This is a genomic window from Sphingopyxis sp. OAS728 (assembly GCF_014873485.1).
In the GTDB taxonomy this organism is placed as follows: domain Bacteria; phylum Pseudomonadota; class Alphaproteobacteria; order Sphingomonadales; family Sphingomonadaceae; genus Sphingopyxis.
This window is the reverse complement of the sequence record NZ_JADBDT010000001.1, coordinates 4,035,153-4,059,054: the sequence shown is the minus strand read 5'-3', so window position 1 is coordinate 4,059,054 and position 23,902 is coordinate 4,035,153. Positions and strand designations below refer to the sequence as shown.

Annotated in this window: 26 protein-coding genes; 10 read left to right on the top strand and 16 right to left on the bottom strand. The window is 64.9% G+C overall.

Going from position 1 to position 23,902, the window contains the following annotated elements; translation table 11 throughout:
- Positions 1 to 5: 5 nt before the first annotated feature.
- Genes sufC through mddA form a run of 6 tightly spaced genes read left to right on the top strand, consistent with a single transcriptional unit; the run spans position 6 to position 4,267 of the window.
- Complete coding sequence (gene sufC, locus GGC65_RS19135; RefSeq protein ID WP_192649630.1) at positions 6 to 749, top strand: Fe-S cluster assembly ATPase SufC; 744 nt, start codon at positions 6 to 8, stop codon at positions 747 to 749.
- Entirely contained in the window at positions 746 to 1,477 is a 732-nt protein-coding gene (locus GGC65_RS19130; RefSeq protein ID WP_192648615.1) for a SufD family Fe-S cluster assembly protein, read from the top strand. The genes sufC and GGC65_RS19130 overlap by 4 nt, the downstream gene beginning before the upstream one ends.
- Entirely contained in the window at positions 1,474 to 2,655 is a 1,182-nt protein-coding gene (locus GGC65_RS19125; protein ID WP_192648614.1) for an aminotransferase class V-fold PLP-dependent enzyme, read from the top strand. The genes GGC65_RS19130 and GGC65_RS19125 overlap by 4 nt, the downstream gene beginning before the upstream one ends.
- Positions 2,652 to 3,122, top strand: coding sequence for an SUF system Fe-S cluster assembly protein (locus GGC65_RS19120; protein ID WP_192648613.1), 471 nt, complete (start codon positions 2,652 to 2,654; stop codon positions 3,120 to 3,122). The genes GGC65_RS19125 and GGC65_RS19120 overlap by 4 nt, the downstream gene beginning before the upstream one ends.
- Entirely contained in the window at positions 3,122 to 3,478 is a 357-nt protein-coding gene (locus GGC65_RS19115) for a HesB/IscA family protein (RefSeq protein WP_192648612.1), read from the top strand. The genes GGC65_RS19120 and GGC65_RS19115 overlap by 1 nt, the downstream gene beginning before the upstream one ends.
- A gap of 57 nt (positions 3,479 to 3,535) precedes the next feature.
- Positions 3,536 to 4,267 carry a methanethiol S-methyltransferase gene (gene mddA / locus GGC65_RS19110; protein ID WP_192648611.1) on the top strand — a complete coding sequence of 244 codons (732 nt, stop codon included), beginning with the start codon at positions 3,536 to 3,538 and terminating at the stop codon, positions 4,265 to 4,267.
- On the opposite strand, the gene GGC65_RS19105 is transcribed toward mddA, so the two are convergent.
- From GGC65_RS19105 to GGC65_RS19090, 4 genes are all read right to left on the bottom strand, one after another.
- Entirely contained in the window at positions 4,264 to 4,980 is a 717-nt protein-coding gene (locus GGC65_RS19105; RefSeq protein ID WP_318780194.1) for an extensin family protein, read from the bottom strand. The genes mddA and GGC65_RS19105 overlap by 4 nt on opposite strands.
- Positions 4,981 to 5,029: 49 nt before the next feature.
- On the bottom strand, positions 5,030 to 6,421 hold the full coding sequence (locus tag GGC65_RS19100; protein ID WP_192649629.1) for a cation:proton antiporter: 1,392 nt from the start codon (positions 6,419 to 6,421) through the stop codon (positions 5,030 to 5,032).
- 112 nt (positions 6,422 to 6,533) lie between these two features.
- Positions 6,534 to 6,974 (bottom strand): hypothetical protein, encoded by a 441-nt coding sequence (locus tag GGC65_RS19095; RefSeq protein WP_192648609.1) that lies wholly within the window; start codon positions 6,972 to 6,974, stop codon positions 6,534 to 6,536.
- A gap of 75 nt (positions 6,975 to 7,049) precedes the next feature.
- On the bottom strand, positions 7,050 to 8,456 hold the full coding sequence (locus tag GGC65_RS19090) for a cytochrome P450 (RefSeq protein ID WP_192648608.1): 1,407 nt from the start codon (positions 8,454 to 8,456) through the stop codon (positions 7,050 to 7,052).
- 172 nt (positions 8,457 to 8,628) lie between these two features.
- Between GGC65_RS19090 and GGC65_RS19085 the strand changes: the two genes are divergently transcribed.
- The gene (locus tag GGC65_RS19085; protein WP_192648607.1) at positions 8,629 to 9,525 is read left to right on the top strand and encodes a hypothetical protein; all 897 of its coding nucleotides are present in this window, start codon (positions 8,629 to 8,631) and stop codon (positions 9,523 to 9,525) included.
- Between the two features lie 3 nt (positions 9,526 to 9,528).
- On the opposite strand, the gene GGC65_RS19080 is transcribed toward GGC65_RS19085, so the two are convergent.
- From GGC65_RS19080 to GGC65_RS19045, 8 genes are all read right to left on the bottom strand, one after another.
- Positions 9,529 to 10,860: a dicarboxylate/amino acid:cation symporter gene (locus GGC65_RS19080; RefSeq protein WP_192648606.1), complete on the bottom strand. Its 1,332-nt coding sequence runs from the start codon at positions 10,858 to 10,860 to the stop codon at positions 9,529 to 9,531.
- A 47-nt stretch (positions 10,861 to 10,907) separates the two neighbouring features.
- Complete coding sequence (locus GGC65_RS19075) at positions 10,908 to 12,260, bottom strand: dicarboxylate/amino acid:cation symporter (RefSeq protein ID WP_192648605.1); 1,353 nt, start codon at positions 12,258 to 12,260, stop codon at positions 10,908 to 10,910.
- A 95-nt stretch (positions 12,261 to 12,355) separates the two neighbouring features.
- Positions 12,356 to 14,140 (bottom strand): SLC13 family permease, encoded by a 1,785-nt coding sequence (locus tag GGC65_RS19070; RefSeq protein ID WP_192648604.1) that lies wholly within the window; start codon positions 14,138 to 14,140, stop codon positions 12,356 to 12,358.
- Between the two features lies 1 nt (position 14,141).
- On the bottom strand, positions 14,142 to 15,218 hold the full coding sequence (gene aroC / locus GGC65_RS19065) for a chorismate synthase (RefSeq protein WP_192648603.1): 1,077 nt from the start codon (positions 15,216 to 15,218) through the stop codon (positions 14,142 to 14,144).
- Positions 15,219 to 15,222: 4 nt separating this feature from the next.
- Positions 15,223 to 15,753 carry a GNAT family N-acetyltransferase gene (locus GGC65_RS19060; protein ID WP_192648602.1) on the bottom strand — a complete coding sequence of 177 codons (531 nt, stop codon included), beginning with the start codon at positions 15,751 to 15,753 and terminating at the stop codon, positions 15,223 to 15,225.
- Entirely contained in the window at positions 15,746 to 16,573 is an 828-nt protein-coding gene (gene fabI / locus GGC65_RS19055; RefSeq protein WP_192648601.1) for an enoyl-ACP reductase FabI, read from the bottom strand. The genes GGC65_RS19060 and fabI overlap by 8 nt, the downstream gene beginning before the upstream one ends.
- Positions 16,570 to 17,646 carry a YihY/virulence factor BrkB family protein gene (locus GGC65_RS19050; RefSeq protein WP_192648600.1) on the bottom strand — a complete coding sequence of 359 codons (1,077 nt, stop codon included), beginning with the start codon at positions 17,644 to 17,646 and terminating at the stop codon, positions 16,570 to 16,572. The genes fabI and GGC65_RS19050 overlap by 4 nt, the downstream gene beginning before the upstream one ends.
- Positions 17,647 to 17,649: 3 nt before the next feature.
- Complete coding sequence (locus tag GGC65_RS19045; protein WP_192648599.1) at positions 17,650 to 18,582, bottom strand: DnaJ C-terminal domain-containing protein; 933 nt, start codon at positions 18,580 to 18,582, stop codon at positions 17,650 to 17,652.
- A 133-nt stretch (positions 18,583 to 18,715) separates the two neighbouring features.
- Here GGC65_RS19045 and pdxH point away from each other — a divergent pair, with 133 nt between their 5' ends.
- Positions 18,716 to 19,294 carry a pyridoxamine 5'-phosphate oxidase gene (gene pdxH, locus GGC65_RS19040; protein ID WP_264081063.1) on the top strand — a complete coding sequence of 193 codons (579 nt, stop codon included), beginning with the start codon at positions 18,716 to 18,718 and terminating at the stop codon, positions 19,292 to 19,294.
- Positions 19,291 to 20,112 (top strand): PhzF family phenazine biosynthesis protein, encoded by an 822-nt coding sequence (locus tag GGC65_RS19035; protein ID WP_192648597.1) that lies wholly within the window; start codon positions 19,291 to 19,293, stop codon positions 20,110 to 20,112. Before pdxH ends, GGC65_RS19035 begins: the two co-directional genes overlap by 4 nt.
- On the opposite strand, the gene GGC65_RS19030 is transcribed toward GGC65_RS19035, so the two are convergent.
- Positions 20,107 to 21,264, bottom strand: coding sequence for a serine hydrolase domain-containing protein (locus GGC65_RS19030; RefSeq protein WP_192648596.1), 1,158 nt, complete (start codon positions 21,262 to 21,264; stop codon positions 20,107 to 20,109). The genes GGC65_RS19035 and GGC65_RS19030 overlap by 6 nt on opposite strands.
- Between GGC65_RS19030 and GGC65_RS19025 the strand changes: the two genes are divergently transcribed.
- A complete protein-coding gene (locus GGC65_RS19025) occupies positions 21,263 to 21,706 on the top strand; it encodes a hypothetical protein (protein ID WP_192648595.1) in 444 nt (147 codons plus the stop codon). The two genes, GGC65_RS19030 and GGC65_RS19025, sit on opposite strands and share 2 nt — an antisense overlap.
- Here GGC65_RS19025 and GGC65_RS19020 read toward each other — a convergent pair.
- From GGC65_RS19020 to GGC65_RS19010, 3 genes are all read right to left on the bottom strand, one after another.
- Positions 21,703 to 21,948, bottom strand: coding sequence for a hypothetical protein (locus GGC65_RS19020; protein WP_192648594.1), 246 nt, complete (start codon positions 21,946 to 21,948; stop codon positions 21,703 to 21,705). The genes GGC65_RS19025 and GGC65_RS19020 overlap by 4 nt on opposite strands.
- Positions 21,949 to 21,951: 3 nt before the next feature.
- Complete coding sequence (locus GGC65_RS19015) at positions 21,952 to 22,734, bottom strand: helix-turn-helix domain-containing protein (protein ID WP_192648593.1); 783 nt, start codon at positions 22,732 to 22,734, stop codon at positions 21,952 to 21,954.
- Positions 22,735 to 22,959: 225 nt separating this feature from the next.
- Positions 22,960 to 23,883, bottom strand: coding sequence for an alpha/beta fold hydrolase (locus tag GGC65_RS19010; protein ID WP_192648592.1), 924 nt, complete (start codon positions 23,881 to 23,883; stop codon positions 22,960 to 22,962).
- Positions 23,884 to 23,902 lie beyond the last annotated feature (19 nt).

Sequence of the window (23,902 nt, the reverse complement as noted above, 5' to 3'; positions counted from 1 at the left end):
CGATGATGCTCAAAATTGAAAACCTCCACGCCACCGTCGCCGACAAGCCGATCCTGAAGGGGCTGTCGCTCAGCATCAATGCGGGCGAAATCCATGCGATCATGGGGCCGAATGGCGCGGGTAAATCGACTTTGTCCTATGTCCTCGGCGGGCGGCCCGGTTATGAGGTCACCGAGGGTTCGGCGACGTTCGACGGACAGGATCTGCTCGACATGGACCCGCACGAGCGCGCCGCCGCGGGCCTGTTCCTCGGCTTCCAATATCCGGTCGAAATTCCCGGCGTGTCGAACGTCCAGTTCCTACGCGAAAGCCTGAACGCCCAGCGCAAGGCGCGCGGCGAAGAGCCGCTGTCGGGCGGCGACTTTTTGAAGCTCGCGCGCGAGAAGGCGGGGTTGCTCAAGCTCGACATGGACATGCTCAAGCGCCCGGTGAACGTCGGCTTTTCGGGCGGCGAGAAGAAGCGCAACGAGATGGTGCAGATGGGCATCCTCGATCCCAAGCTCGCAATCCTCGACGAAACGGACTCAGGGCTGGACATCGACGCGCTGCGCGTCGTCGGCGACGGGATCAATACGATCATGCGGCGCCCGGACAAGGCGGTGCTGCTGATCACCCATTACCAGCGCCTGCTCGACTATGTGCAGCCCGATTTCGTTCACGTCCTCGCGGCCGGCCGCATCGTCAAGTCGGGCGGCCCCGAACTCGCGCTCGAACTCGAACGCGAAGGCTATGCGGAGATCGCGGCTTGAGCGTGACCGCCCTTCCCTCGCGGCGCGATGAAGCGTGGCGCTATAGCGATATCGACGCGGTGACCGCGGCGTGGCCGCTGCCCGCGCCCGAGAGCATCGTCGTGCCCGCAGGCGGCGACTTCCGCCGCGCGATCGTGCAGGACGCAGGGGCGATCCAGCAGATAGAGATGAGCATCGGCAAGGGCGCGACGGCGTCGCTGCACATCCTCAACATCGGCGGCGCCTATGGCCGCATCGAACTGGCGGTGACGCTCCACGAAGGCGCCGACTTCAACCTAGGCGCGGCGCAGATCGGCGGTCGCGAACAGAATCTCGAGATCGTCACCACCGTCACCCACGCCGAACCCGGCGCGACGTCGCGGCAGGTCGTGCGGTCGGTGCTCGGTGGCACCGCGACCGGCACCTATCTCGGCAAGGTCGCGGTTGCGCGCGACGCGCAGCAGACCGACAGCGAACAGGATGTAAAGGCGATGCTGCTCGACCGCAGCGCGACCGCCAACGCCAAGCCCGAACTCGAAATCTTCGCCGACGATGTGAAATGTGCGCATGGCTGCGCGATCGGCGAACTCGACGCCATGGCGCTCTACTACCTTCAATCGCGCGGGCTGCCGCCCGCCGAGGCGAAGAAATTGATGCTGCAGGCGTTCGTTGCCGGCGTGTTCGATGGCGCCGAGGACGAGGAACAGCTGCAGGCGCTCGCGCTGGCGAAGCTGGGGGAATTGGTGTGAGCACCGCGACCGCCCTCCGCACCTTCACCGATGTCCGCGCCGACTTCCCCGGCTTGACGCCCGGCTGGCACTATCTCGACACCGCCGCGACCGCGCAGAAGCCACAGGCGGTGATCGACGCGACGGTGAACGCGATGGGCCGCGACTATGCAACGGTGCACCGCGGCGTCTATGCGCGGTCGGCCGACATGACGCTCGCTTACGAGGCGGCGCGGCGGCGGATCGCGGCGTTTATCGGCGCGCGCGAGAATGACGTGACCTTCGTGCGCGGCGCGACCGAGGCAATCAACCTGGTCGCCTACTCGCATCCGAAGAAAGGCCGCGTGCTGCTTTCGACGCTCGAGCATCACAGCAATATCGTGCCCTGGCAGCTCGCGGGCTGGCAGGTCGACGTCTGCCCGCTGACCGCCGACGGCTGCATCGACCTCGATGCGGCGGAGAAGCTGCTGACCGCCGAACACACGATGGTCGCCTTCGCCCACGTCTCGAACGTGCTCGGCAGCCCGCTCGACGTCGCGCGCGCGGCGGAGATCGCACACCGCGTCGGCGCCGAGTTGCTGATCGACGGCTGTCAGGCCGTCCCGCGCCTTCCCGTCGATGTCGCGGCATTGGGCTGCGACTATTACGCCTTCTCGGGCCACAAGCTTTACGGTCCGACCGGGATCGGCGTGTTGTGGAGCGACAAGCTCGACAGCTTGCCGCCCTGGCAGGGTGGCGGATCGATGATCGACCGCGTGACCTTTGCGAAGACCACCTACGCCCCTGCCCCGACGCGCTTCGAGGCGGGCACGCCCGCGATTATCGAGGCGATCGGGCTCGCGGCGGCGGTCGATTATGTCGAGGGCATCGGCATCGACGCAATCCACGTGCACGAGGTCGCATTGGTAACCAGCTTGCGCGACCAGCTTGCCCGCAAGAACAGCATCACCCTCTACGGCCCTGAAAACAGCGCCGGAATCGTGAGTTTTTCGATGGCGGGGGTTCATCCGCACGACATCGGCACTATCTTGGACGAAAGCGGGGTCGCGATCCGCGCCGGGCATCATTGCGCACAGCCGCTGATGGAGCATCTGGGTGTCGCCGCGACCGCGCGCGCGAGTTTTGGCGTTTACAGCAATGACGACGATGTGGCGGCGCTGATCGATGGCCTCGCCCGCGTCGAGAGGATTTTCGGATGAGCGAGGATCGCATGATCAAGGTGGAAGAAGTCACGAGCGTCGAGGCACCGCCGAAGGCACGCGTCGAGGATGTCGAGACGGCGCCCGAAAAGCTGGAGCGCAAGCGCGATTATCTGGAAGGTTTCCTCGCGGCCAAGCCCGCCGAGGTCGCACCCGGCGCGGTCGGCGGCGACCTGTACGAAGCCGTGATCAATGCGCTGAAGGATATCTTCGACCCCGAAATCCCGGTCAACATCTATGACCTCGGCCTGATCTACAATGTCGAGATCGACGAGGGCCATGTCGTGGTGACGATGACGCTGACGACGCCGCATTGCCCGGTCGCGGAGTCGATGCCTGCCGAGGTCGAACTGCGCGTCGGCGCGGTTCCGGGCGTCGGCGATGCCGAGGTCAACCTCGTCTGGGATCCGCCGTGGTCGCCGCAGAATATGAGCGACGAAGCGCGGCTCGAACTGGGAATGCTGTGATGACCGAAACGAAAGCCCGCGCGCGCCCAGCCGCAGTGACGCTCACCGCCGGCGCCGAAGCGCGCATTGCGAAGCTGATGGCTTCGGCACCCGACGGCGCGATCGGCGTGCGCCTGTCGACGCCGCGCCGCGGTTGCTCGGGGCTCGCTTACTCGGTCGACTATGTCACCGAAGAGCAGAAGTTCGACGAAAAGATCGAGACCCCCGGCGGTGTCTTTTACATCGACGGCGCGTCGGTGCTGTATCTGATCGGCAGCACGATGGACTGGGTAGAGGATGATTTCGCCGCGGGCTTCGTGTTCGAAAATCCGAACGCCAAGGGCGCGTGCGGCTGCGGCGAGAGCTTCACCGTCTAGGCGCGCATTTCCGCGCAAAATCTGCTATAACGCCCCGAAATAGCAGGGGCTGTCGTGATGCGTGCGCTCTATTTGCTTTATGCCGCAGTGGCTTATGCGATCTTTTTCGCGACCTTTTTGTACCTGATCGCCTTTGTCGGCAATTTCTCGCTCGTCCCGGTGACGGTCGACTTTGCACGCGTGGCCTCGCCCGGCAAAGCCGCGCTGATCGACGCCGCGCTAATCGCACTGTTCGGCATCCAGCACAGCGTGATGGCGCGGCCGGGGTTCAAGGCAGGCTGGACGCGCATCGTTCCGGCGCCGATCGAGCGCAGCACCTATGTGCTGTTCGCCAGTGCCGCGCTGATCATATTGATGGCATTCTGGCACCAGCTGACCGCGCCGGTGTGGACGATCACCCACGGGGTGGGTGCCGCGATCCTTTGGATTCTGTTCGCCAGCGGCTGGGCGATCGTGCTGACCAGCACCTTCCTGATCAATCATTTCGAGCTGTTCGGGCTGCAGCAGGCGTGGTTCGCGCTGCGCGAGCGGGCGGCGGCACCGCCGGTGCTGCGCCAGCCCTTCTTCTACAGGTTCGTCCGCCATCCGCTCTATTCGGGATTCTTCATCGCCTTTTGGGCAACGCCGGTGATGACCGTCGGTCATCTGCTGCTCGCGGTCGGCCTGTCGATCTATATGCTGATCGCGATCCGGTACGAGGAGCGCGACCTGATCGACATCTTTGGTGAGGCGTATGTCGGCTATCGGAGACGTGTCGGAATGCTCTTCCCCCGCTTCGGCGGTCGTTAGCGGCAGACGGTCCAGCCCGCGGTCCGCGCCGCCATGTCGACATGAAAATGGTCGGCGTGTGCGCGGTTATAGTCGGGCGACAGGATGGTGCTGAACAGGCCGCAGCTTTCGTCGCGGACTTCGTGCAGAAACTCGCTACGCTTGTCGCCCGGCGTCCAGTCGTTGATCAGCGAGATGCGCGTGCCGTCGGCGAGGACGAAGGCCGAGATGTCGATCGCGTTGGCGGTCGAATGCTGGCTCTGCGCCTTCTCGCCCGCGATCTTGCGGCAATTATAGCTGCCGAGATTTTCAAGTTCGACGACCTTTTGCCCGAAATATTTGTGCGCGAGCGGCTGGACAACGTCGCGGTTCCAGAGGGCCATCGCGGCAGTGACCGCGCAGCTGGGCGCGACATTCGCCGGGCGCAGCGTCGGCACCAGGCGGTCGCCGGTCAGGATCATCCGCTGGCTCGCGATGCACGCACCGCTGCCGATCGCCGGACGGCGAAGATAGCCGGCTTCCGCGCGGTCGAAGGCGGCGAAGCAGGCACTGTCGTCGCTCGCCAGCGCAACCAGCTTGCGGTTCGTCGCCCAACCCCAGGGATGCGCGAGTTCGAAGCGCGCGCCGGGGATATGCTCGGGATGCGCGCGCACCCACTGCATGCCGAGGACCGCGCCGAGGGTCAGCAGCACCGCGACGGCGAACCAGATCAGATAGGGGCGGAGAGTCTTCACTCGCCCGGCACAGCATAATTTACCGCCCTTTGAAAGCGCTACGCCCGTTTCAGGCGGGTCCCGCCGCCAATCGCTCGCTGGTGTGGGCTTCGTCCGGTCCCTCGGTGCCCAGCGCGCCGAGTTCGCCCCGCTCGCGTGCCTTGCGGCCATAGACGATCTCGAACAGCGGTCCCGCCATCACAGTCGTGACGATCGCCATCAGCACCATGATCGCGAACAGGGTCGGCCCGATAATGCCCTTTTGCAGGCCGATGTTGATGATGATGAGTTCCATCAGCCCGCGCGCGTTCATCAACGCGCCAATGCCCATCGCCGTGCGGTTGTCCTCGCCCGCGAGGCGCGCCGCGAGCCAGCAGGCGCCGAATTTCGCCGCGATCGAGACGAGCAAGATGCCAAGCGCGATCGCGAGCAGCGACAGGCTGTTCACGGTCGTCAGCTGCGTATTGAGGCCCGAGTAGGTGAAGAACATCGGCAGCAGGAAGACGACCGTCATCGGCTCGATCTTTTTCCTGATCTCCTCGGTCAAGAGGCCTCGCGGCATGCACGCGCCGAGCAGGAAACCGCCGAACACGGCGTGGATGCCGACCGCATCCATGAAAAAGGCCGCCATCGCATAGAGCATCAGCACCACGGCAAGCAGGCCGTGGGTCAGTTCGCCCTTTGCCTCGACCGCGCGGCCGAGCGGGATCAGCAGTTTGCGCCCGACGAAGACCATGAAGAGCGCGAAGCCGACGCCGCCGACGATCGCGAGCAGCGCCACGCCGGGTCCGGCTCCAAAGGTCGCGAGCACGATCGCGAGTACGCACCATGACACGGCATCGTCGAACGCCCCTGCGGTCAGGGTCAGCGTACCGAGCGACGTGTTGGCAAGGCCGCGTTCGTTGATGATGCGCGCCAGCATCGGGAAGGCGGTGAGCGCGATGCACGCGCCCATGAACAGGGTTGCGCTGCCCTGCCCCAGCCCCTCGGTAAACAGGCCGGGGATGTCGAGGAGGAAGGGCGTGATCGCCGCAGCGAGAAGGAAGGGCGCGACGATCCCCGCCGCCGACACCCCGACCGCACTTTTCGCCTTCGACTGGAAATGGTCGAGACGCAGCGTCGTGCCGACAAGAAACATGTAGAGCCCGACACCGAACTGCGCGCCGACATAAAGGATATTGCGCGTTTCTTTCGGGAAGAGCGCCGCCTGGAATTCGGGAAAGAAGAGGCCGAAGAGCGAGGGGCCGAGCACGACGCCCGCGATCATCTCGCCGACCACCTGCGGCTGCCCCATGAAGCGGTGTGCCAGCCAACCGACGACGCGGCAGACGAGCAGGATGACGGCGATCTGCAGGAAGAAATGAATGCTGTAATCGCTCGGCGCATAGCTTTGCGCCGCGTTCACCGCCGGACCGTGCGCCCCGATGACGTCGCCGATCGCGCGCATCAGTTCATCGACCATATGTGATGCCAATTCGCCCTCCCACGCCGAGGCCGCTAGACTTTAATGCGACCCAGTCATTTTGGCGCAGCATAGCCGCATGGGAACGCTATCAACAGGGTATTTTTTGCCCTCAGGCCGCCATCGGGACCGGCCATGGGTCGTCGTCGTTGGCGGCGGGCTGACGCGCCTCGGGCCGGGCCGGGCGGCTTCGCCGCGCGCGCATGCGGAGGCGCCTGAACGGCGCGAGCAGTGCCGCCATCCGGACCGCGGCCCATGCTTTCATCGAATTGAGGCGCGCGAAGGTCGACAGCGCCCATGTCGCGATCATCGCGTCGACATAGGCGGTCATGTCCCAGGCCAGCGCGATCGCAAGCTCTGCCGGCAGTACCGCAGCATAAGCATGGATGGCGAACAGCCCCACGATGAGGAAGAGGATATGTTTGCGTTCGAGCCGCGCGAGCCGGTCAAGCGGCTCCTCGACCGTCGCGCGATGGAGCCAGCGCGCGATATCGGTGTCGGGTGCGAACAGCATGACGGCGATCAGACCAGCGAGAAACAGCGCGAAAATCATCTTTGCCCCCTATCCCCTTGAAGACAGGAGATAGGTCGCCGCGCCGCCCGGACAAGCGGCGCGCATAAATTCAGATTACAGCGGCACGAAGCTGACCGTCAGCCCGTCCTTCGGCCGCGGGATCGGCAGCACCTGCCACTCCGGCGCATAGTCGTCAGCGACGACGATGCGGTGCGTCGTGATGACGTGGTGGAAAAATATCTTCGCCTGCATGTAAGCGAAGTGCAGGCCGAGGCACATATGCGCGCCGCCTCCGAAGGGCACCCATGCATATTTGTGCCGCTCGCGCGCGACCTCGGGCGAAAAGCGCATCGGGTCGAACTTATCGGGCTCGGGCCAATGTTCGGCCATCATATGCGTATAGGCGGGGCTGACGCCGACCGACGTCCCTGCGGGGATCCGGTAGCCGCCATATTCGAAATCCTTCAATGCGCGGCGCGGGAAGCTCGGCACCGGCGGCACCAGCCGCAGCGCTTCCTTGAACGCCCATTCGGTCATTTCGAGCTGGCCGAGGCTGTTGTGCCCGACCCCCTCGCCCGCCGGCGCGACGGCAAGCATTTCCTCGCGCAATTTGTCCTGCCATTCGGGATTGCGCGCCAGTTCCCAAACGAGCGTCGTGATCGAGCTGGTGATCGTGTCGTGCGCCGCCATCATCAGGAAGTTCATATGGTCGACGATCGCCTCGACCGACATATATTTGCCGTCGTCGTCTTTCGTCCGGCAGATCTGACTGAACATGTCCTCGCCCGTACCCTCACGCCGTTCGGGTACCATCTTGCCGAAATAGTCGACCAGATAGGCACGGCCCTTGGCGCCGCGGCCCATCGCGGTGAAGGGCAAGGGCACGCGCACGACGCCGATCGACGCCTGCACCATATCGACGAACGCCTTGTTGACCTTGTCCGCCTCGGGACCCCACGGGATGCCAAGGAAGCTCGTTGCGGCGAGGTCGAGCGTCAGCTCCTTGATCGCCGGATAGAATTTGAAGGTCTTGCCGCTCCACTTGCCGATGCGGCCCTTGATCCCCTCATTCAGCGATTCGGCATAATGGCGCATCGGTTCGGGCTTGAACGCGACCGACAATATCTTGCGGTCGGCGCGGTGCTTTTCGAAATCCATCAGCATCAGCCCGCGCGGGAAGAGCAGGTTGAGCACCGGTCCCCAGCCCTGTTCGGATGAGAAGATCTTTTCGCGGTCGAACATGACGAGTTCGTTCGCCTCGGGCCCGTGGAGCGCGACGCTGCGCCCGCCGAAGCTGTTGTTGCGATAGACGCGGCCATATTTGGCGACCATGCGGCGCGTGAAGGCGGGATAGTCGCCGAGCTGTTCAAGCGTGTTGCCGAGGATCGGCATGCCGTCCTCGCCGGGGATATGATCGATCGCGCTATTCGAATTGCGCGGCAGCCAGTGTCGCGTGTCCGGACCGAAACGCTTTTCGGACCATTGGCTGTTCATTGGCTGGATATTCGTCGGCGCGTTCATCGGTCGATCCTCGTCCATCATGTTCCGACGCCAAGCTAACCAACTACTGACATCGATGCAAGTAACGCCTTTCCGCGCGCGGGACAGCATTCACCGCAAATTCAACTCGACTCGGGCAATCCAGCGGCCAAGGTGACGGGTCGCAACCGTTGGACCTCAAAGGACAAAGCCCATGGCGAAAAGTTTGAAGCGCCCCCTCTCCATCGCATTCGGCGCCTTCGCGACGACGATGCTCGGCGGTTGCTATTATGGCGACGTCTATGGATCGAGCTATGCGTCGGGGGGCGATTGTTCGTCGCGCTATGGCGATGCCTATTACGACAGCGACGGCTATGCCTATGACGACGGCTATGGCTACGACTGCTACGATGGCGCCGATTATGGCAGCGGTTTCGTCAATATCGGTTTCGGCGGCGGCTGGTACGACGATTATTATTACCCCGGTTACGGGATGTGGATGTTCGATAATTACCGCAACCGCTACCCGCTGCGCGGCCAATATCTGAATTATTGGGGCGGGCGGCGCGCGTGGTGGAAGCATCATGGCGGGCGCGACGGGAAACCCGGCCGGCCCGGCTGGAATGGCGACCACGACGGTCGGCCGGGCGACGGCCGGCCGGGCCGCCCCGGTGGCTGGCACCGTGGCGATCGCGACAATGACGGCCCGCGCGGCACGCGTCCGGGTCGGCCGGACCGGCCGGGCGATGGTGCCAGCGGTACGCCGCCGGTGACAGGCAATCCCGATCGCCCCGGACGCCCGAACTGGGGCCCCGGTCGCCCCCGGCCGACGCAGCAGGACGGCACCGCGGGCCGCCCGCGCCCCGTCCGCAACCTGCCGGCAACCGAGCCGGGCGATGTCTTCTCGACCCCGCGTGGCGATCGTGGAGGCGCCCGTCCGCCGCGTCAGCGCCCTGCCCCTTCGGCGATGCCCGATCGCGCGCCGCGCGCCGAACGCCCAGCCCCCGCTTATCGCCCGCCCGCGCCGCAGGTCCGGAGCGCGCCGGAACCGCGTCCTGCTCCGGCAGGGCGTGCGCGAAGCGACCGTGGAAACGACGCGCGGCCCGACTGATATCTAGGCCGGCGGCGCGGCCTGCGCCGGCGGCTTGTCCTTGACGCCCGCCGATACCACCGTCGCGGCGACCAGATCGCCGACGACGTTCAATGTCGTGCGGCACATGTCGAGAAAGCGGTCAACGCCGAGGATCAGCCCGATGCCTTCGGGCGGCACCCCGACCGACGCGAGGATCAGCGCGATCACGGGGAGCGATCCCGCGGGCACACCAGCGGTGCCGATACCGCCCAATATGCACACGAGCATGACGACGATCTGCTGCTGCAGCGTCAGGTCGATGCCGAAAAATTGCGCGAGGAAGATCACCGTCACGCCCTCGAACATCGCGGTGCCATTCTGGTTCGCGGTCGCGCCGATGGTGAGCACGAAGCGCGCGACGCGGTCGGGCAGGCGGAGCTGGTCGTGCGCGACGCGCAGCGATGTGGGCAGCGTCGCGTTCGACGAAGCGGTCGCAAAGGCCATCACGAAAGCCTCCTGCGTCTGGTGAAAGAAGGCAACCGGCGACTTCCCCGCCAGTGTCTTGAGCAGGATCGGGAAGATAATGAACATCTGGAGCGCGAGCGCGAGCAGCACGACACCGACATAGGCAGATAGGCGGATGATCAGGTCCCAGCCGAACTGCGCGGCAAGGTTGAACATGAAACAGAAGACCGCGATCGGCGCGAGCTGGATGACGAGGCCGATGAGCTTCATCACGACCTCGAACACGCCCTCGATCGCGGTTTGGAGCGCCTCGGTCCGCGGGGTACGCACGAGCATCAGTCCGATGCCGAAGAAGAGCGCGAAAAACATGACCGCGAGCACGTCATTCTGCCCCATCGCGGCGAACAGATTGTCGGGTACGATTGCGACGACCGCGTCCATGCCGGTCTTCGCCTCGCCCGCGCGGTCGGCGATTGCCTTCGCGCCCTCGGCGCTTTCGGCGATCAGCGACCGCGCGAGGCCCGGATCGACCCCGGCCCCGGGCTGGAGCAGGTTGACGACGGCAAGGCTGATGACGACCGAAATCGCCGAGACGACAACGGTATAGATGAGCGTGCGCAAGCCGACCGATTTCAGTGCGCGCATCTCGCCCATTTCGGCGACCCCGACGATCAGCGCGGAGACGAGCAGCGGGATGACGAGCATGAACAGCAGGCGCAGGAAGATCTGTCCGAGCGGCCCGGTCACATAGGTGGTGATCGTCTCCACCCACGCCGCGTCCGGCGCGCCGTAATGGACGCCAAGCCCGATGATGAGGCCCGCGAGAAAGCCGACGAGCATCCGCCAGCGCAGCCGCCGGGCGCGCGCTTCATCGCGCGCCGCCCGATCGATTGCCGCCGTTTCGGCCATGTTGAGCTCCTTGCTCGCCCCGATGTGGGCGGCCCGAAGCGCATGCTTTATGCGTTGTCGGCCGCTGGCTTATTCTCCCCTGCGTCGTCACTATCACGAATATCGAGCCCGCGGGTTCCATGGTGCGGCGTGTTCGATGGCGCATGCGGCCGCTCGAGGTCGGCCGGTTCGGGCGCTTCGAGCATGCCTTCCCATTTGGTGATCACGCTCGTCGCCACCGCATTGCCGACGACGTTGGTCGCGGTGCGGCCCATGTCGAGGAACTGATCGATCGCGAAAATCAGCGCGACGCCCTCGACGGGCAGGTCGAACATCGCGAGCGTCGCGGTGATGACGACGAGGCTGGCGCGCGGCACCGCGGCGATGCCCTTCGACGACACCATCAGGGTCAGCAGGATCAGGATCTGCTGCGTAATCGACAGCTCGATCCCGTAGGCCTGCGCGATGAAGAGCGTCGCGAAGCTCGCATACATCATCGATCCGTCGAGGTTGAAGCTGTAACCCAGCGGCAGCACGAAACCCGAAATGCGGCGCGGCACGCCGAAACGGTCGAGCTGTTCGAACAGCTTGGGCATCGCGGCCTCGGACGAGGCGGTCGAGAAAGCGATGAGCAGCGGCTGGCGGATATAGCGGATCAGCGAGAAGATCCGGCGGCCGAGGAAGATCGCGCCCGCGCCGAGCAGGATGACCCAGAGCACGACGAGCGACAGATAGAATTCGGTGACGAGCTCCGCATAAGTGCCGAGGATGCCGAGGCCATATTTGGCGACGACGCCCGCGAGCGCGCCGAACACCGCGATCGGCGCGAGGCGCATCACATAGCCGGTGATCTGGAGCATCAGTTCGGCGAGCGCCTCGGCGCCGCGAACCAGCGGCTTGCCCTTGTCGCCAATCGCCGTCAGGCCGACGCCCGCGAACAGCGCGAAGACGAGGATCTGGAGGACGTTGTTGTCCGCCATCGCCTGGAAGATATTCTTCGGGAAGACATGCTCGATGAACTCGAACAGGTCGAGTTTCTTGACCTCGCCCACCTCGGCGATCGAATGCGCGCCGACGGTGAGGTTGAGCCCCGCCCCGGGTTCGAAGAAATTGACCATGATCAGGCCGAGGCTGATCGAAATCAGGCTGGCGAGGATGAACCAGGTGATCGCCCGCGTGCCGATGCGGCCCAGCGCCGAACTGTCGCCCATATGCGCGATGCCCGCGACGAGCGTGCCGAGAATCAGCGGCGCGACGACCAGCTTGATCAGGTTGAGGAAGATCGTCGACAACGTGCTGAAGCTGCGCAGCCAATAAGTGAAGGCCTCACTGTCGGCGGGGACATAGACCCGCACCAGATAGCCGGTGATGACCCCGAGGATCATCCCGATCAGAATATATAAAGTCAGGCGGTGGCCCATAAATTGCTCCCTGTCCCGCCCTGGGCGGATCGTTATGCGGGCGGAGGTAACAGGGTGATGCGCCGCGGGCAATCGCTGGCGGGCCTATCGCGGCGTCACGTCATGAAGAAGACGATCGCAAAACAGGTCGAAACGCCCGTGATGATATTGAGCGGCACACCGATCTTCACAAAATCGACGAAGCGATAGTCGCCCGCGGCATAGACGATCGTATTCGTCTGATATCCGATCGGCGTTGCGAAACAGGCGGAAGCACCGATCATCAGCGCAATCACCAGCGGGCGCGGATCGACGCCAAGCTCGGCCGCGATGGCCAGTGTCACCGGCGTCATCAACGCCGCGACCGCATTATTGCTGAGCAATTCGGAAAGGATGAGCGCGAAGAAATAGATGCCGAAGATCAGCACCCACGCCGGCTGACCCACGAGCGACGGTTCGACCCAGCCGACCATCATCGCGACCGCGCCGCTCTGTTCGAGCGCGAGGCCGACCGCGAGCATCGCGAAGATCAGGATCAGCACGTCGCCGTCGATCGTTCCCCATGCTTCCTCGCTGTCGATGCAGCGCGTGACGAGGATCACCCCGATCGCGATGATCGCGGCGACGCCGATCGACATGATATCGAACGCCGCGAGCGTCACGACCGCGACCATGCAGAGGATTGCGATCCACGCCTTGCCCCGGCGAAAGGCGCGCACCTTGGCGAGATCCGCGCCGATCAGGTGCGGATTGTCGCGCAGCGCTTCGACCTCGCGCGGGCCGCCCGCGACGAGCAGGCGGTCGGCAGGGCGGATGCGGACGCTGGCAAGATCGGGGCCGGGTTCGTGCGCCGGGCGGTCGAGCCCGATGATGCGCGCGCGGATCTTTTGCAGAAACGGAATATCGATCAGCCGCTGGCCGATCGCGGGGTGGTTCGATGCGATCATCGTTTCGACGACCATATCACCCTCGGCCGGCTCGCCGCTGCCGATGCCGAGACCGAAGCGCCCCTGCTCGCGCCACGTCATCAGCGTCGCGCCATCGACGCGCAGGATCACGCGGTCGCCTGCGGCAAGCGTCCAATGCTCGAGATCGCCGCCGTGAACCACCGCGGAACCGCGCCGCACGCCGACGATGCGGCCCGAACGCGGCAGGTCGCGGAACGCCTCGGTGGTCATTCCGACCAGATCGTCGTCGTCGCCGAGTACCAGCTCGGTCAGATATTGATGCGCGTCATGCGTGCCTGCCGGGCCTTTGACCGGTTTGTCCGACGGCAGCAGCCACCACATCAACGCGAGCCCGACCATCCCCGACGCAGCCGTGACGAGGCCGATGGGTGTGATCTCGAAAATGCCGAAGCGTTCCATTCCAGCTTGCCGCACGATGCCGTCGACGACGAGATTGGTTGAGGTGCCGATCAAGGTCAGCGTGCCGCCGAGCACCGCCGCGATCGACAGCGGCATCAGCAGCTTTTTCGCACTGACTCCCGTAACTTCGGCGAGCTTCATCATGATCGGCAGCAGCACGACGACGACGGGCGTGTTGTTGAGGAAGGCCGAGGCGAAGAGCGCGCCGACGAGTACCTCGACGATAGCAAGGCGCGGATGCTTTTCCGCGCGCTTCATGATCGCATCGGCAACGCGCTGGATCACCCCCGTGCGGATCAGCGCGCCCGACAGCACGAACATTGCGCCGATGACGATCGGCGCCGAGTTGGAAAAGACCGAATACATGCCCTCGGCATCTAGGATGCCGAGGGCGAGGTAAGTACAGGCGCCGAGGATCGCGATAACCGTCGCGGGCAACCGCTCCAGCAGGAAGCCGACGAACATCGCGGCGAGAATGATCAGCGACAGGACGGCCTGATGGGTTTCGATAAACGTCCGTATCGCGTCGACCATGTCAGCCGTTCTGCGCGCGGTGCAGCAGTTTGTGGTCAGCCAGAACCAGCGCCATCATCGCCTCGACCACCGGCGCGCCGCGGATGCCGACGCACGGGTCGTGACGGCCCTTGGTGACGATATCGGTCGCCTCGCCGGCCTTGTTCACCGTCGGCACGGGGGTCAGGATCGAGCTGGTCGGCTTGAAGGCGACGCGGACGACGACGGGCTGGCCGGTCGAGATGCCGCCCGCGATGCCGCCGGCGTTGTTCGACAGGAAATCGGGGCGATTGCTGCCGTCGGTCGCGGGGCGCATCGGGTCGGCATTTTCCTCACCGCGCAGACGCGCCGCGTGGAAACCGGCGCCGATTTCGACGCCCTTGACGGCGTTGATCCCCATCATCGCGGCGGCGAGATCGCTGTCGAGCTTGGCATAGATCGGCGCGCCCCAGCCGGCGGGAACGCCGCTCGCGGCGCATTCGATGACGGCGCCCAAAGAGCTGCCCGACTTGCGCGCGGCGTCCATCAGTCCTTCCCAGCGCTGCGCGGCGGCGGGGTCGGGACAGAAGAAGGGATTGCGGTCGATTTCCTCGAGGTCGAAATTTGCGGGATCGATCGCATCGCCGCCGATTTCGGCGACCCACGCGTGGATCTGCACCTCGGGAATCACCAGCCGCGCGACGCCGCCCGCGGCGACGCGCGCCGCGGTCTCGCGCGCGCTCGAGCGGCCGCCGCCGCGATAGTCGCGGATGCCATATTTTGCGTCATAGGCATAATCGGCGTGGCCGGGGCGGTACGCCTGCGCGATCTCGCCATAATCTTTCGAGCGCTGGTCGACATTCTCGATCATCAGGCTGATCGGCGTGCCTGTGGTCTTGCCCTCGAACGTCCCCGAGAGGATGCGCACCTGGTCGGGTTCCTGCCGCTGCGTCGTGTGGCGCGACTGGCCGGGGCGGCGCTTGTCGAGAAAGGGCTGGATATCGGCTTCGGACAGCGAGAGGCGCGGCGGGCAGCCATCGACGACAGCGCCGAGCGCGGGACCATGGCTTTCCCCCCACGTCGTGAAGCGAAGAACGCGTCCGAAGCTGTTGAAACTCATTGCCCTATCCCATCCGGCCGAATGCGGGTGCGTAGTCCGCCCGTCCGCCTAGCGGCCAAGCCGCGTCCGAGTCCAGCATCATCGCCATGAAATGCGGCCCGGCGAAGGGTGAGGCGAAACGCGCGGCGAGTTCGGGCGAATAACCGAAGCGCGGGTAATAACTTTCGTGACCGAGGACGAAACTGATCGCGACGCCTTGGACACGAAGCGCATCGAGCCCGGCGCGGATCAGCGCGTCGCCGATGCCCTGCCCTTGGCTGCCGGGCACGACTGACACCGGGGCGAGGCCGGCACCCGAAAGCACGGCGCCATCGGCTTCTACCTCCATGCGGCTGAACAGGACATGCCCGACGATCGCGCCGCCCTGTTCGGCGACGAGCGACACCAGCGTATCGCCGTCCGCGTCGATCATCCGCACCAATTCGGCTTCGCCCTGATGGCCGAATTCGGTGCCCGCGAAGGCGGCGCGGATGATCGTGTCGACAGCCTCGGCATCCGCAGCCGTCGCGGCGCGGATGCCGATTTCGTCAGACAAGCGAGATGTCCGGGGCGTCTTCCTGCTTCATGCCGACGGTGTGGTAACCCGCATCGACATGGTGCGTTTCGCCGGTGACGCCGCTCGACAGGTCGCTGAGCAGGTAAAGCGCCGAGCCGCCGACATCGTCGATCGTGACGTTGCGGCGCAGCGGCGCGTTATGCTCGTTCCATTTGAGGATCAGGCGGAAGTCACCAATGCCTGACGCGGCCAGCGTCTTGATCGGACCGGCCGAAATCGCGTTTACGCGCACGCCCTGCGGGCCATAATCGTTGGCGAGATATTTGACGCTGGTTTCGAGCGCCGATTTCGCCACGCCCATGATATTGTAATGCGGGATCACCTTTTCGGCGCCATAATAGCTGAGGGTGAGCAGCGAGCCGCCACCCTTGCCCGTTTCGGGGTCGAAGGGCGTCATCATCGCCGCGGCGCGCTTGGCCACCGCAGTGAAGCTGTAGACGCTGATGTTCATCGTCATCAGAAAGTCGTCGAGCGTGACGTCGGCATAATGGCCGCGCAGCGCTTCCTTGTTCGTATAGCCGATCGCATGGACGACGAAGTCGATCGTCGGCCAGCGCGACGAGAGCGTCGCGAACGCCGCGTCAAGATTGTCCATGTCGGACACGTCGCAATCGATCAGGAAATCGCAGCCAAGCTCGTCGGCGAGCGGCTTGACGCGCTTCAGCATCACGTCGCCCTGATAGGAGATCGCCAGCTCGGCGCCGTGCGCGTGGAGCGCTTTCGCGATACCCCAGGCGAGCGACTTGTCGTTCGCGAGGCCCATAATCAGCCCGCGCTTGCCAGTCATCAGACCCGTCATTTTTTGTCTCCGGTCTTTTCAATAATCACATCGTCGACGCGCCCAATAGCGTCGTGGCCCAAATCCTCAACCTCTACCAAAGCGGCATTGAGTTCGGCGCCCATCACCATACCCAATCCGACGAGATAGAAAAAGAAGAGCGCGACCATCACACCCGCAAGGCTGCCGTAGGTTGCGTCGTAGCTGAGCAGGCTGGCGAGCAAGGGCGGCAGCGCGAGGGTGACGCCGATCCACCAGACCGTCGTGAACAGCGCGCCGGGCCATTTGGGGAATTGTTTGCGCCGATATTTCGACGGCGTAAGGCTATAAAAAAGCATGTAAATCGCGAGGAACAAGCCGAAGCCCGACACGCCGCGCGAGATCAGGACGATACCGAAGGATTGATATCGCTCGGGCAGTACACGCGTGACGAACTGCTCCACGCCGACGATCAGAACCTGCATACTGAACGACAGCAGCATCAGCACGACCGCACCGGTGATGATGCCTATCGACAGCAGCCGGTAGTGGAAGAAACCCTTGGAAAAATGCGTGCCATAGGCGCGGCGAAGGATATCGCGCACGGTTTCGATCAGGCTTCCGACGGTCCACAGCGCGACGAGCGCGCCAAGCCAGAGGAAAATGCCGGTGCGCGCGGTCATGACTTCGCGGATCGGGCCGGACAGCGCCTTGGCGACTGTTGGCGGCATCGTGGAGAAGACGGCCTCGATCGCCGCTTCGCCGCCCACGCTGCCGCCGAAGATCGACAAGGCGGCGGCGAGCAGGATGAAGAAGGGAAAGAGCGCGATCAGCGCGAGATAGGCGAGATTGCCGGCATGGATGAAGCCGTCGGTGTAGGTGCCGACGACGACGCGGCGCAAAATCTTGTACGCGCGCGTGCCGGGCGCGAGTTGCTCGCGCCCACGCGCGATCACGCCCTCGGCGCGCGCGCGCAGCTTGACCCGCTTGGCGCGTTCGGCGCGCGCCTCCGGCGAATGCGGCGAGTGGCCTTCAGCCAGAAATTCCTGGCCCACCTCTTCGGCCACTTCGCGCTCAAGCGCGGCGACGATTTTCTTTTCGCTGGCGTCAGCCACGCATCATACGCCGAGCTCCGCCCGCACATCGCGCGGATCGTTCCATTCGCTGAGCAATTTGACCAGCGCCTCGTCGTCGGCGGGCAGGTCGACCATCAGGCGAACGAGCTGGTCGCCGCGGCCGCCGCTCTTCTGGCTGAAGCCCTTGCCCTTGAGACGCATGACCTTGCCCGAGGAGGATCCGGCGGGAATCGACAACATCACCGGCCCGTCGACGGTCGGCACCTTGATCTTCGCGCCCTTGACCGCCTCGTTCAGCTTCACCGGCAGGTCGAGACGGATATTGGCGCCCTCGCGGACGTAAAAGGGATGGTCCTTGACCGTGATCGTCACGATGCCGTCGCCGGTGCCGCCCGGACCCGCCTGCCCCTTGCCCGCAAGCCGCATCTGCGTGCCGGTTTCGACCCCGGCGGGCAGTTTGAGGTCGATCGTCGCGCCATCGGCGAGCGCGATGCGCTGCGGCGCCTGCGTTGCGGCGTCGATGAAGCTGACCGACAGGCGATAGGCGACATTGGCGCCCTTTTGCGGCGGCGCACTACGTCCGCCAAACCCGCCGAAAGGCCCACCACCGCCCCCGCCGCGGCCGCCGAACAGGCCTTCGAAGATATCGCCGAAATCGGCGCTCTCGTTGCCGAAGCCCCCGAAACCGCCCTGCCCGCGCGGGTCGCCGCGGAACCCGCCGCCGCCTCCGCCATAGCCAAAGGGCATTGCGGGATTGCCTTCGCCGTCGATCTCGCCGCGGTCATATTGCGCGCGCTTTTTCTTGTCCGACAAGAGGTCGTACGCCTTGGTGACATCGGAAAATTTCTCCGACGCCTTCGGGTTGTCCTTGTTCTTGTCGGGGTGCAATTCCTTGGCGAGCTTGCGGTACGCGGACTTGATTTCCGCTTCGCTTGCACTCTTCGCAACGCCCAGGGTGGAATAGGGATCGGCCATTTTGCTCCTGTAGCCCGATAAGTGACTGGGCGTGAAGCCCGATTGCGCGTCGATGTGGTAATGTGCCGCTGCAGGTCAAGTTCCCTCACGATCGCGCTCGACCATGCACGCACGCCGCATTATGACCGCGCGGATGAGCGACGATCCCTTTGCCCTGTTCGACAGCTGGTTCACCGAAGCGCGCGCCAGCGAGCCCAACGACGCCAATGCGATGGCGCTCGCAACGACGACGCCCGACGGCCATCCGTCGCTGCGTATGGTCCTACTCAAGGGACATGGGCCCGACGGCTTTGTCTTCTATACGAATCTCGACAGCCGCAAGGGCGGCGAGCTCGCGGCGAACCCGCATGTCGCTTTGCTCTTTCACTGGAAATCGCTGCGGCGGCAGATTCGTATCGAGGGCGCGGTGATCCCGGTCGACGACGCCACCGCCGATGCCTATTTCGCGACGCGCAGCCGCGACAGCCAGCTGGGCGCATGGGCGAGCGACCAGTCGCAGCCGCTCGACAGCCGCGAAACCTTCGAGCAGCGCTTCGACGAAATGCAGGCACGCTTCGCGGAACAGGACGTGCCGCGTCCGCCGCGCTGGTCGGGCTGGCGCGTTAATCCTTCGGCGATCGAGTTCTGGCAGGACCGGGCGCACCGCCTGCACGAGCGCACGATATTCCGGCGCGCCGGCACCGGTTGGACGAAAGGATTGCTGTATCCATGAGCGCCGCACGCCGCATTCCGATTACGCAGGTCGATGCCTTTGCCGACCGGCCGTTCACCGGCAATCCCGCGGCGGTGATGCCGCTCGAGGAATGGCTCGACGATGCGACGCTGCTGGCGATCGCGGCGGAGAATAATCTCGCCGAAACCGCCTTTCTGGTCCCCGACGAGAGCGACGAGGCCGATTATGAACTGCGCTGGTTCACGCCGACGACCGAAGTCGCGCTATGTGGCCATGCGACGCTGGCGAGCGGGCATGTGCTGCTGTCGGCGGCGCAGTGGCGGAACGACATGCATTTCCGCACGCGCAAGGCCGGACGGCTGACGGTGGCGCGCAATGGCGATGACGGCGGCTATCGCATGAAGCTGCCCGCTTACACCCCCGCGCCGAAGGCGATGCCCGACATTGTCCGCGCGCTCGGCGGCGATCCGGTCGAGACAATGTGGCATGAGGGCGGCTATGCGCTGATCGCCTATCGCGACGCCGCGAGCGTCCGCGCGCTGACGCCCGATCTGCGCGCGCTGAAAGAAGGCGGCGACATCCTGTATATCGCTACCGCGCCGGGCGCCGGCGATCCCTCGGACGCCGATGTCGTCAGCCGCGCCTTTGCCCCCGGCGCCGGGATCGACGAGGATCCGGTGACCGGATCGGCACACAGCGTGCTGACGCCCTATTGGACCGTGCGGCTGGGGCGCGACCGTTTCGCCGCCTATCAGGCAAGCGAGCGCGGCGGACATGTCGGCTGCCGGATCGATGGCGACATGGTCGAGCTGACCGGAACCTGCGTCACGACGCTGGTCGGGGATTTCCTGCTATAAAGCCGCCGTGAGATCGGCGAGGTGCCGGCGGAGCGCGGGAAACTGGTCGTCGTTGGTGACGCCGAGCCGCACAATCGTCAGCCGCTGCGACGGCGAGACGATAATATATTGCCCCTGATGGCCGATGCAGGCGAACAGATCGTTCGGGCCGCGGTCGGGCCATAGCGCAGGGGTGACACCTGCGGGCCGTCGGCGGTTCAGCCAGATGTGCCCGCCGTGACCCGCGTCGTTCGCCGACGGGGCCAGCATGAATTTCATCCAGGTTTCAGGGAGGAGCCGCTGGCCGTTCACGACGCCATGGTTGCGGAGAAATTCGCCGAACTTCGCATAGTCGCGCGCGGTCGCGTGCATGATCGACCCGCCGATCATCGTACCCTTCGCATCGAACTCGGGGGTCAGGCTGGTCATGCCGAGCGGCTCGATCAGCCGTCCGCCGATGAAGTCGCGCATCGCGTCGCGGCGGGCATCGGGGTTTTGCGACGGGGTCAGCGTGTCGGCGATGATGTCGGACAGGATGACACTGGTCGCCGAACTGTAGTTGAAAACCTCATCGGGCTGCGCCGCAGCAGGTTTGGCTTCGGCAAAGCCCGCCATGTCGCCCGCGCCGTTCCCGAACAGCATCGCGACGGTATCGCCCTGCCATATCGGGTCGCCATTTTCGATATGTTCGAGCCCCGAGGACATATGGAGCAGATTGCGCAGCGTGATCGCGCCGCGCGGATCGCCGCTGCGTTGCCACGCCTCCACGGGTGCGGGCCCGTCGAGCGACAATTGGCCGTCGGCGACGAGAAAGCCGGTGAGCACCGCGGTGATGCTTTTCGCCATCGACCAGCTGATCAGCTTGGTTTCGGGGCCGAAGCCCGCGGCGTAGCGTTCGTATATCGGCTCGCCATCCCGCAGCACAACGAGCGCGCGCGTCTGGCCGACGTCGTCAACGTCGGTGAACAGCGCGTCGGCGCGCGCACGGATCGCGGCGGGGAGCGCGGGCAGCGGCTGCAGCGTCTCGACCGCGGCGACGCCGTCGAGCGACGCGCCGAGTTTCGGCGCGGGCGCCGCAGGGGCGCGAACCCCCTGCCCCGCCGCCTGACTCAGCGACCAGATGCCGAGCATCGCGAGGGCGGCACTTGCCAGCAGCCGTTTTTTCGTGATCATGGATAAAGTGAATAACATCAATCCGACCGGGCCGACAACGGGCGAGACGCCGGCCCCTATACCGGCCCCAGTACCAGCCTCCGGGCCACCGCCCGCGGACCCCGCAGCACCGCAGAAAAAGCCGAGCCGCTGGGGCGGCTGCCTGCCGTGGGCGATCATTCTCGCCGTGCTGCTGGCGATCTTTGCGATCTGGAAATTCCCGTCGTTCAAGGCGCAGGCCGAACTGGGTTCGGCCTATGCCGCGCGCGTCGGCTGTTCGTGCCGCTACGTCGAGGGGCGCAGCCTCGACAGCTGTCAGAGCGATTTCGTGCCGGGCATGGAGATGATCTCGCTGAGCGAAGATCCCGCGACCAAGACCGTGACCGGCAGCGTGCCGCTGCTCGCCTCGCGGAGCGCACGCTATGCGGGCGCCACCGGTTGCCTGCTAAATCCCGAAAACTAACGCCAGAAGCGGCGGGCGAGCAGCGCGATCGCCGCAGGTACGCCAAATACGACCAGCCCAATCCCCGCTTCCTCGGCCCAGCCGTATCCGGCGTGCAGCACGCCGACGAGCAGATTGCCGATCGCGACGAGCAGCCAAAGGATGAGGAACAGCCGCGTCGCGCGCGCCGCATCCTTGATCGTCAGGCGCAGCAAGATCAGCAGGGCAAGCCCCGCGAGCAGCATGATGGTCGTGTGCGACATCCCCTATTCCTCCCCTTCGGCTGGCAGAATATCCGATCGATGGCGGCGGCGCCACTCGCCCGGCGACATGCCGATCTTGCGGCGAAAAATCGCGCAGAGATGCGCGTGGCTGGAAAAGCCGGTCGCAAAGGCGATCTCGGCGATCGACAGCGGGCGGTTCATCAGGAACCAGCAGGCGTGACGCAGCCGCTGGCGGAGCACATATTGCGCCGGAGTGCGCCCGGTGGCGCGCGCGAAATGGACGATCAGGCTGTTCACCGACATACCCGCCTCGGCCGCCATATCCTCGACGGTCAGCGGCACCTCGAGCTGGGTTTGGATATAGACCATCAGGTCGTTGATGCGCTGGGTGATCGCGGGCGATTCCGGGCGGGCGATCATATCCTCGAGCGTCTTGGCGAGGATCGTGACCAATGGGTCGGCGGCGGCCGCGTCGCCGGCGAGCAAGCTCCGCACAAGCGCTGCCAGCGCCAGGTCATGATGCGCCGCGAGCGCACGCGTGTCGGGAGCGATGGTCAGCCTAGATTCGGGAATCTCGACCTCGATCGTTCGTACCGCGCCGCCCTTTGCCATACCGCGATAAATATGGCCGGCGGGGATCAACCACATTTCGCCGGGCAGTGGATCGCCGAGCGATGTCCGCTGATCGCCCAGCCATGTTTCGAGCCAATGATAGCTTCCCGCCTCGTACAGGATCAGCACATGGACATCGCGTTCGATCGTCCAGTCCGACGGGCCATCGATCCGGTCAACGATCGAGGCGACGCAGAGTCCTCCCACTTCCATTGCGTGAGTATGGCAAGAATGGGAAAATGTGAAAGCCTGCTATATTGCGCAATAATATGGTTAAATCGCCCCACCCAAAGTCCTCGGCCCTAGTCGCAGCCGAGACAAATAGGGCGTGGGCGAGACTGAATACGCATGCCCCAGACATGCATGAACAGACCCCCCCGACGGCGGGCGGCATAATCGCCGCCCGCCACTTTTTCTTATGCGAAACGATGACCTTGGTTATTTTCCGGCGAGGAATTCGTCCATCGCCCGATTGACCGCATCGGGCGCGTCCCATGGGACGAAATGGCCGCAGTCGGGGACGTGGACGATCGTCACATCTGGCACCAGTTGCTCCATGCCATCGAGATTGCACGGTGGCAGTGCGACATCGTCGAGCGCCCAGATGACAAGCGTCGGGATGGTCAGTTTCGGGAAGGGCGGCGCAGGCGAGTCGGCATAGGGCTCATCCATCGCTGGGACCAGGGCGGGCGAACCGCGATACCAGTTGATCATCGCGCGGCAGGTGTCGCGGTCCTCCCAATCCTTGAGCAGACGAGCGATCTCGTCAGGCGGCTGGACGCCACCACTCGGTACGCGTCCTTCGAAGGCGTGGGCGAGGATGCCGGCGATGCCATGCTCCTTGATGATCGCATCGCTCGCCGGGTCGCGGAAGGTACGGATATATTGGCTCGCCGCGCGCTGATCTGCGTTCGTTGCGAGCAAATGCTGGAAGATGCCGGGATGCGGCGCGTTGGCGATAACGGCGCGGGTCACGCGGCCCGCCCACGCTGGGTGCAGCCCGCCCGGCTGGCCGCCGAGCGCGACGCCCCAAGCGATGGCGCCGCCCCAATCGTGGCCGACGACGGTGAACTCACCGACACCCAGCGCATCGGCGAGCGCGAAGATGTCTGCGATCAGCTTGTCGGGGGTGTAGGATTCGGCATCCTGCGGCTTCGACGAGCCACGATAGCCGCGCTGGTCGGGCGCGATGCAGCGAAAACGGTCAGAGAAATGCGGCAGCTGATAGCGCCAGGTACGGTGCGATTCGGGAAAGCCGTGGAGGAAGATGAGGACCGGCGCGTCGCGCGGGCCCATGTCGACGACGTCGAGTTCGACCCCGGTCGCAAGCTTCACGCGCTGTTGTTCGAAATCGCCGATCATCCATTCCGCTCCTTTGGTT

Excerpts from the sequence above, each read along its gene's own strand:
- sufC (WP_192649630.1), top strand. The coding sequence starts at position 6 with ATGCTCAAAATTGAAAACCTCCACGCCACCGTCGCCGACAAGCCGATC.
- GGC65_RS19120 (WP_192648613.1), top strand. The coding sequence starts at position 2,652 with ATGAGCGAGGATCGCATGATCAAGGTGGAAGAAGTCACGAGCGTCGAG.
- GGC65_RS19115 (WP_192648612.1), top strand. The coding sequence starts at position 3,122 with ATGACCGAAACGAAAGCCCGCGCGCGCCCAGCCGCAGTGACGCTCACC.
- mddA (WP_192648611.1), top strand. The coding sequence starts at position 3,536 with ATGCGTGCGCTCTATTTGCTTTATGCCGCAGTGGCTTATGCGATCTTT.
- GGC65_RS19100 (WP_192649629.1), bottom strand. The coding sequence starts at position 6,421 with ATGGTCGATGAACTGATGCGCGCGATCGGCGACGTCATCGGGGCGCAC.
- GGC65_RS19095 (WP_192648609.1), bottom strand. The coding sequence starts at position 6,974 with ATGATTTTCGCGCTGTTTCTCGCTGGTCTGATCGCCGTCATGCTGTTC.
- GGC65_RS19090 (WP_192648608.1), bottom strand. The coding sequence starts at position 8,456 with ATGAACGCGCCGACGAATATCCAGCCAATGAACAGCCAATGGTCCGAA.
- GGC65_RS19085 (WP_192648607.1), top strand. The coding sequence starts at position 8,629 with ATGGCGAAAAGTTTGAAGCGCCCCCTCTCCATCGCATTCGGCGCCTTC.
- GGC65_RS19080 (WP_192648606.1), bottom strand. The coding sequence starts at position 10,860 with ATGGCCGAAACGGCGGCAATCGATCGGGCGGCGCGCGATGAAGCGCGC.
- GGC65_RS19075 (WP_192648605.1), bottom strand. The coding sequence starts at position 12,260 with ATGGGCCACCGCCTGACTTTATATATTCTGATCGGGATGATCCTCGGG.
- GGC65_RS19070 (WP_192648604.1), bottom strand. The coding sequence starts at position 14,140 with ATGGTCGACGCGATACGGACGTTTATCGAAACCCATCAGGCCGTCCTG.
- aroC (WP_192648603.1), bottom strand. The coding sequence starts at position 15,218 with ATGAGTTTCAACAGCTTCGGACGCGTTCTTCGCTTCACGACGTGGGGG.
- fabI (WP_192648601.1), bottom strand. The coding sequence starts at position 16,573 with ATGACGGGTCTGATGACTGGCAAGCGCGGGCTGATTATGGGCCTCGCG.
- GGC65_RS19045 (WP_192648599.1), bottom strand. The coding sequence starts at position 18,582 with ATGGCCGATCCCTATTCCACCCTGGGCGTTGCGAAGAGTGCAAGCGAA.
- pdxH (WP_264081063.1), top strand. The coding sequence starts at position 18,716 with ATGAGCGACGATCCCTTTGCCCTGTTCGACAGCTGGTTCACCGAAGCG.
- GGC65_RS19035 (WP_192648597.1), top strand. The coding sequence starts at position 19,291 with ATGAGCGCCGCACGCCGCATTCCGATTACGCAGGTCGATGCCTTTGCC.
- GGC65_RS19025 (WP_192648595.1), top strand. The coding sequence starts at position 21,263 with ATGGATAAAGTGAATAACATCAATCCGACCGGGCCGACAACGGGCGAG.
- GGC65_RS19030 (WP_192648596.1), bottom strand. The coding sequence starts at position 21,264 with ATGATCACGAAAAAACGGCTGCTGGCAAGTGCCGCCCTCGCGATGCTC.
- GGC65_RS19020 (WP_192648594.1), bottom strand. The coding sequence starts at position 21,948 with ATGTCGCACACGACCATCATGCTGCTCGCGGGGCTTGCCCTGCTGATC.
- GGC65_RS19015 (WP_192648593.1), bottom strand. The coding sequence starts at position 22,734 with ATGGAAGTGGGAGGACTCTGCGTCGCCTCGATCGTTGACCGGATCGAT.
- GGC65_RS19010 (WP_192648592.1), bottom strand. The coding sequence starts at position 23,883 with ATGATCGGCGATTTCGAACAACAGCGCGTGAAGCTTGCGACCGGGGTC.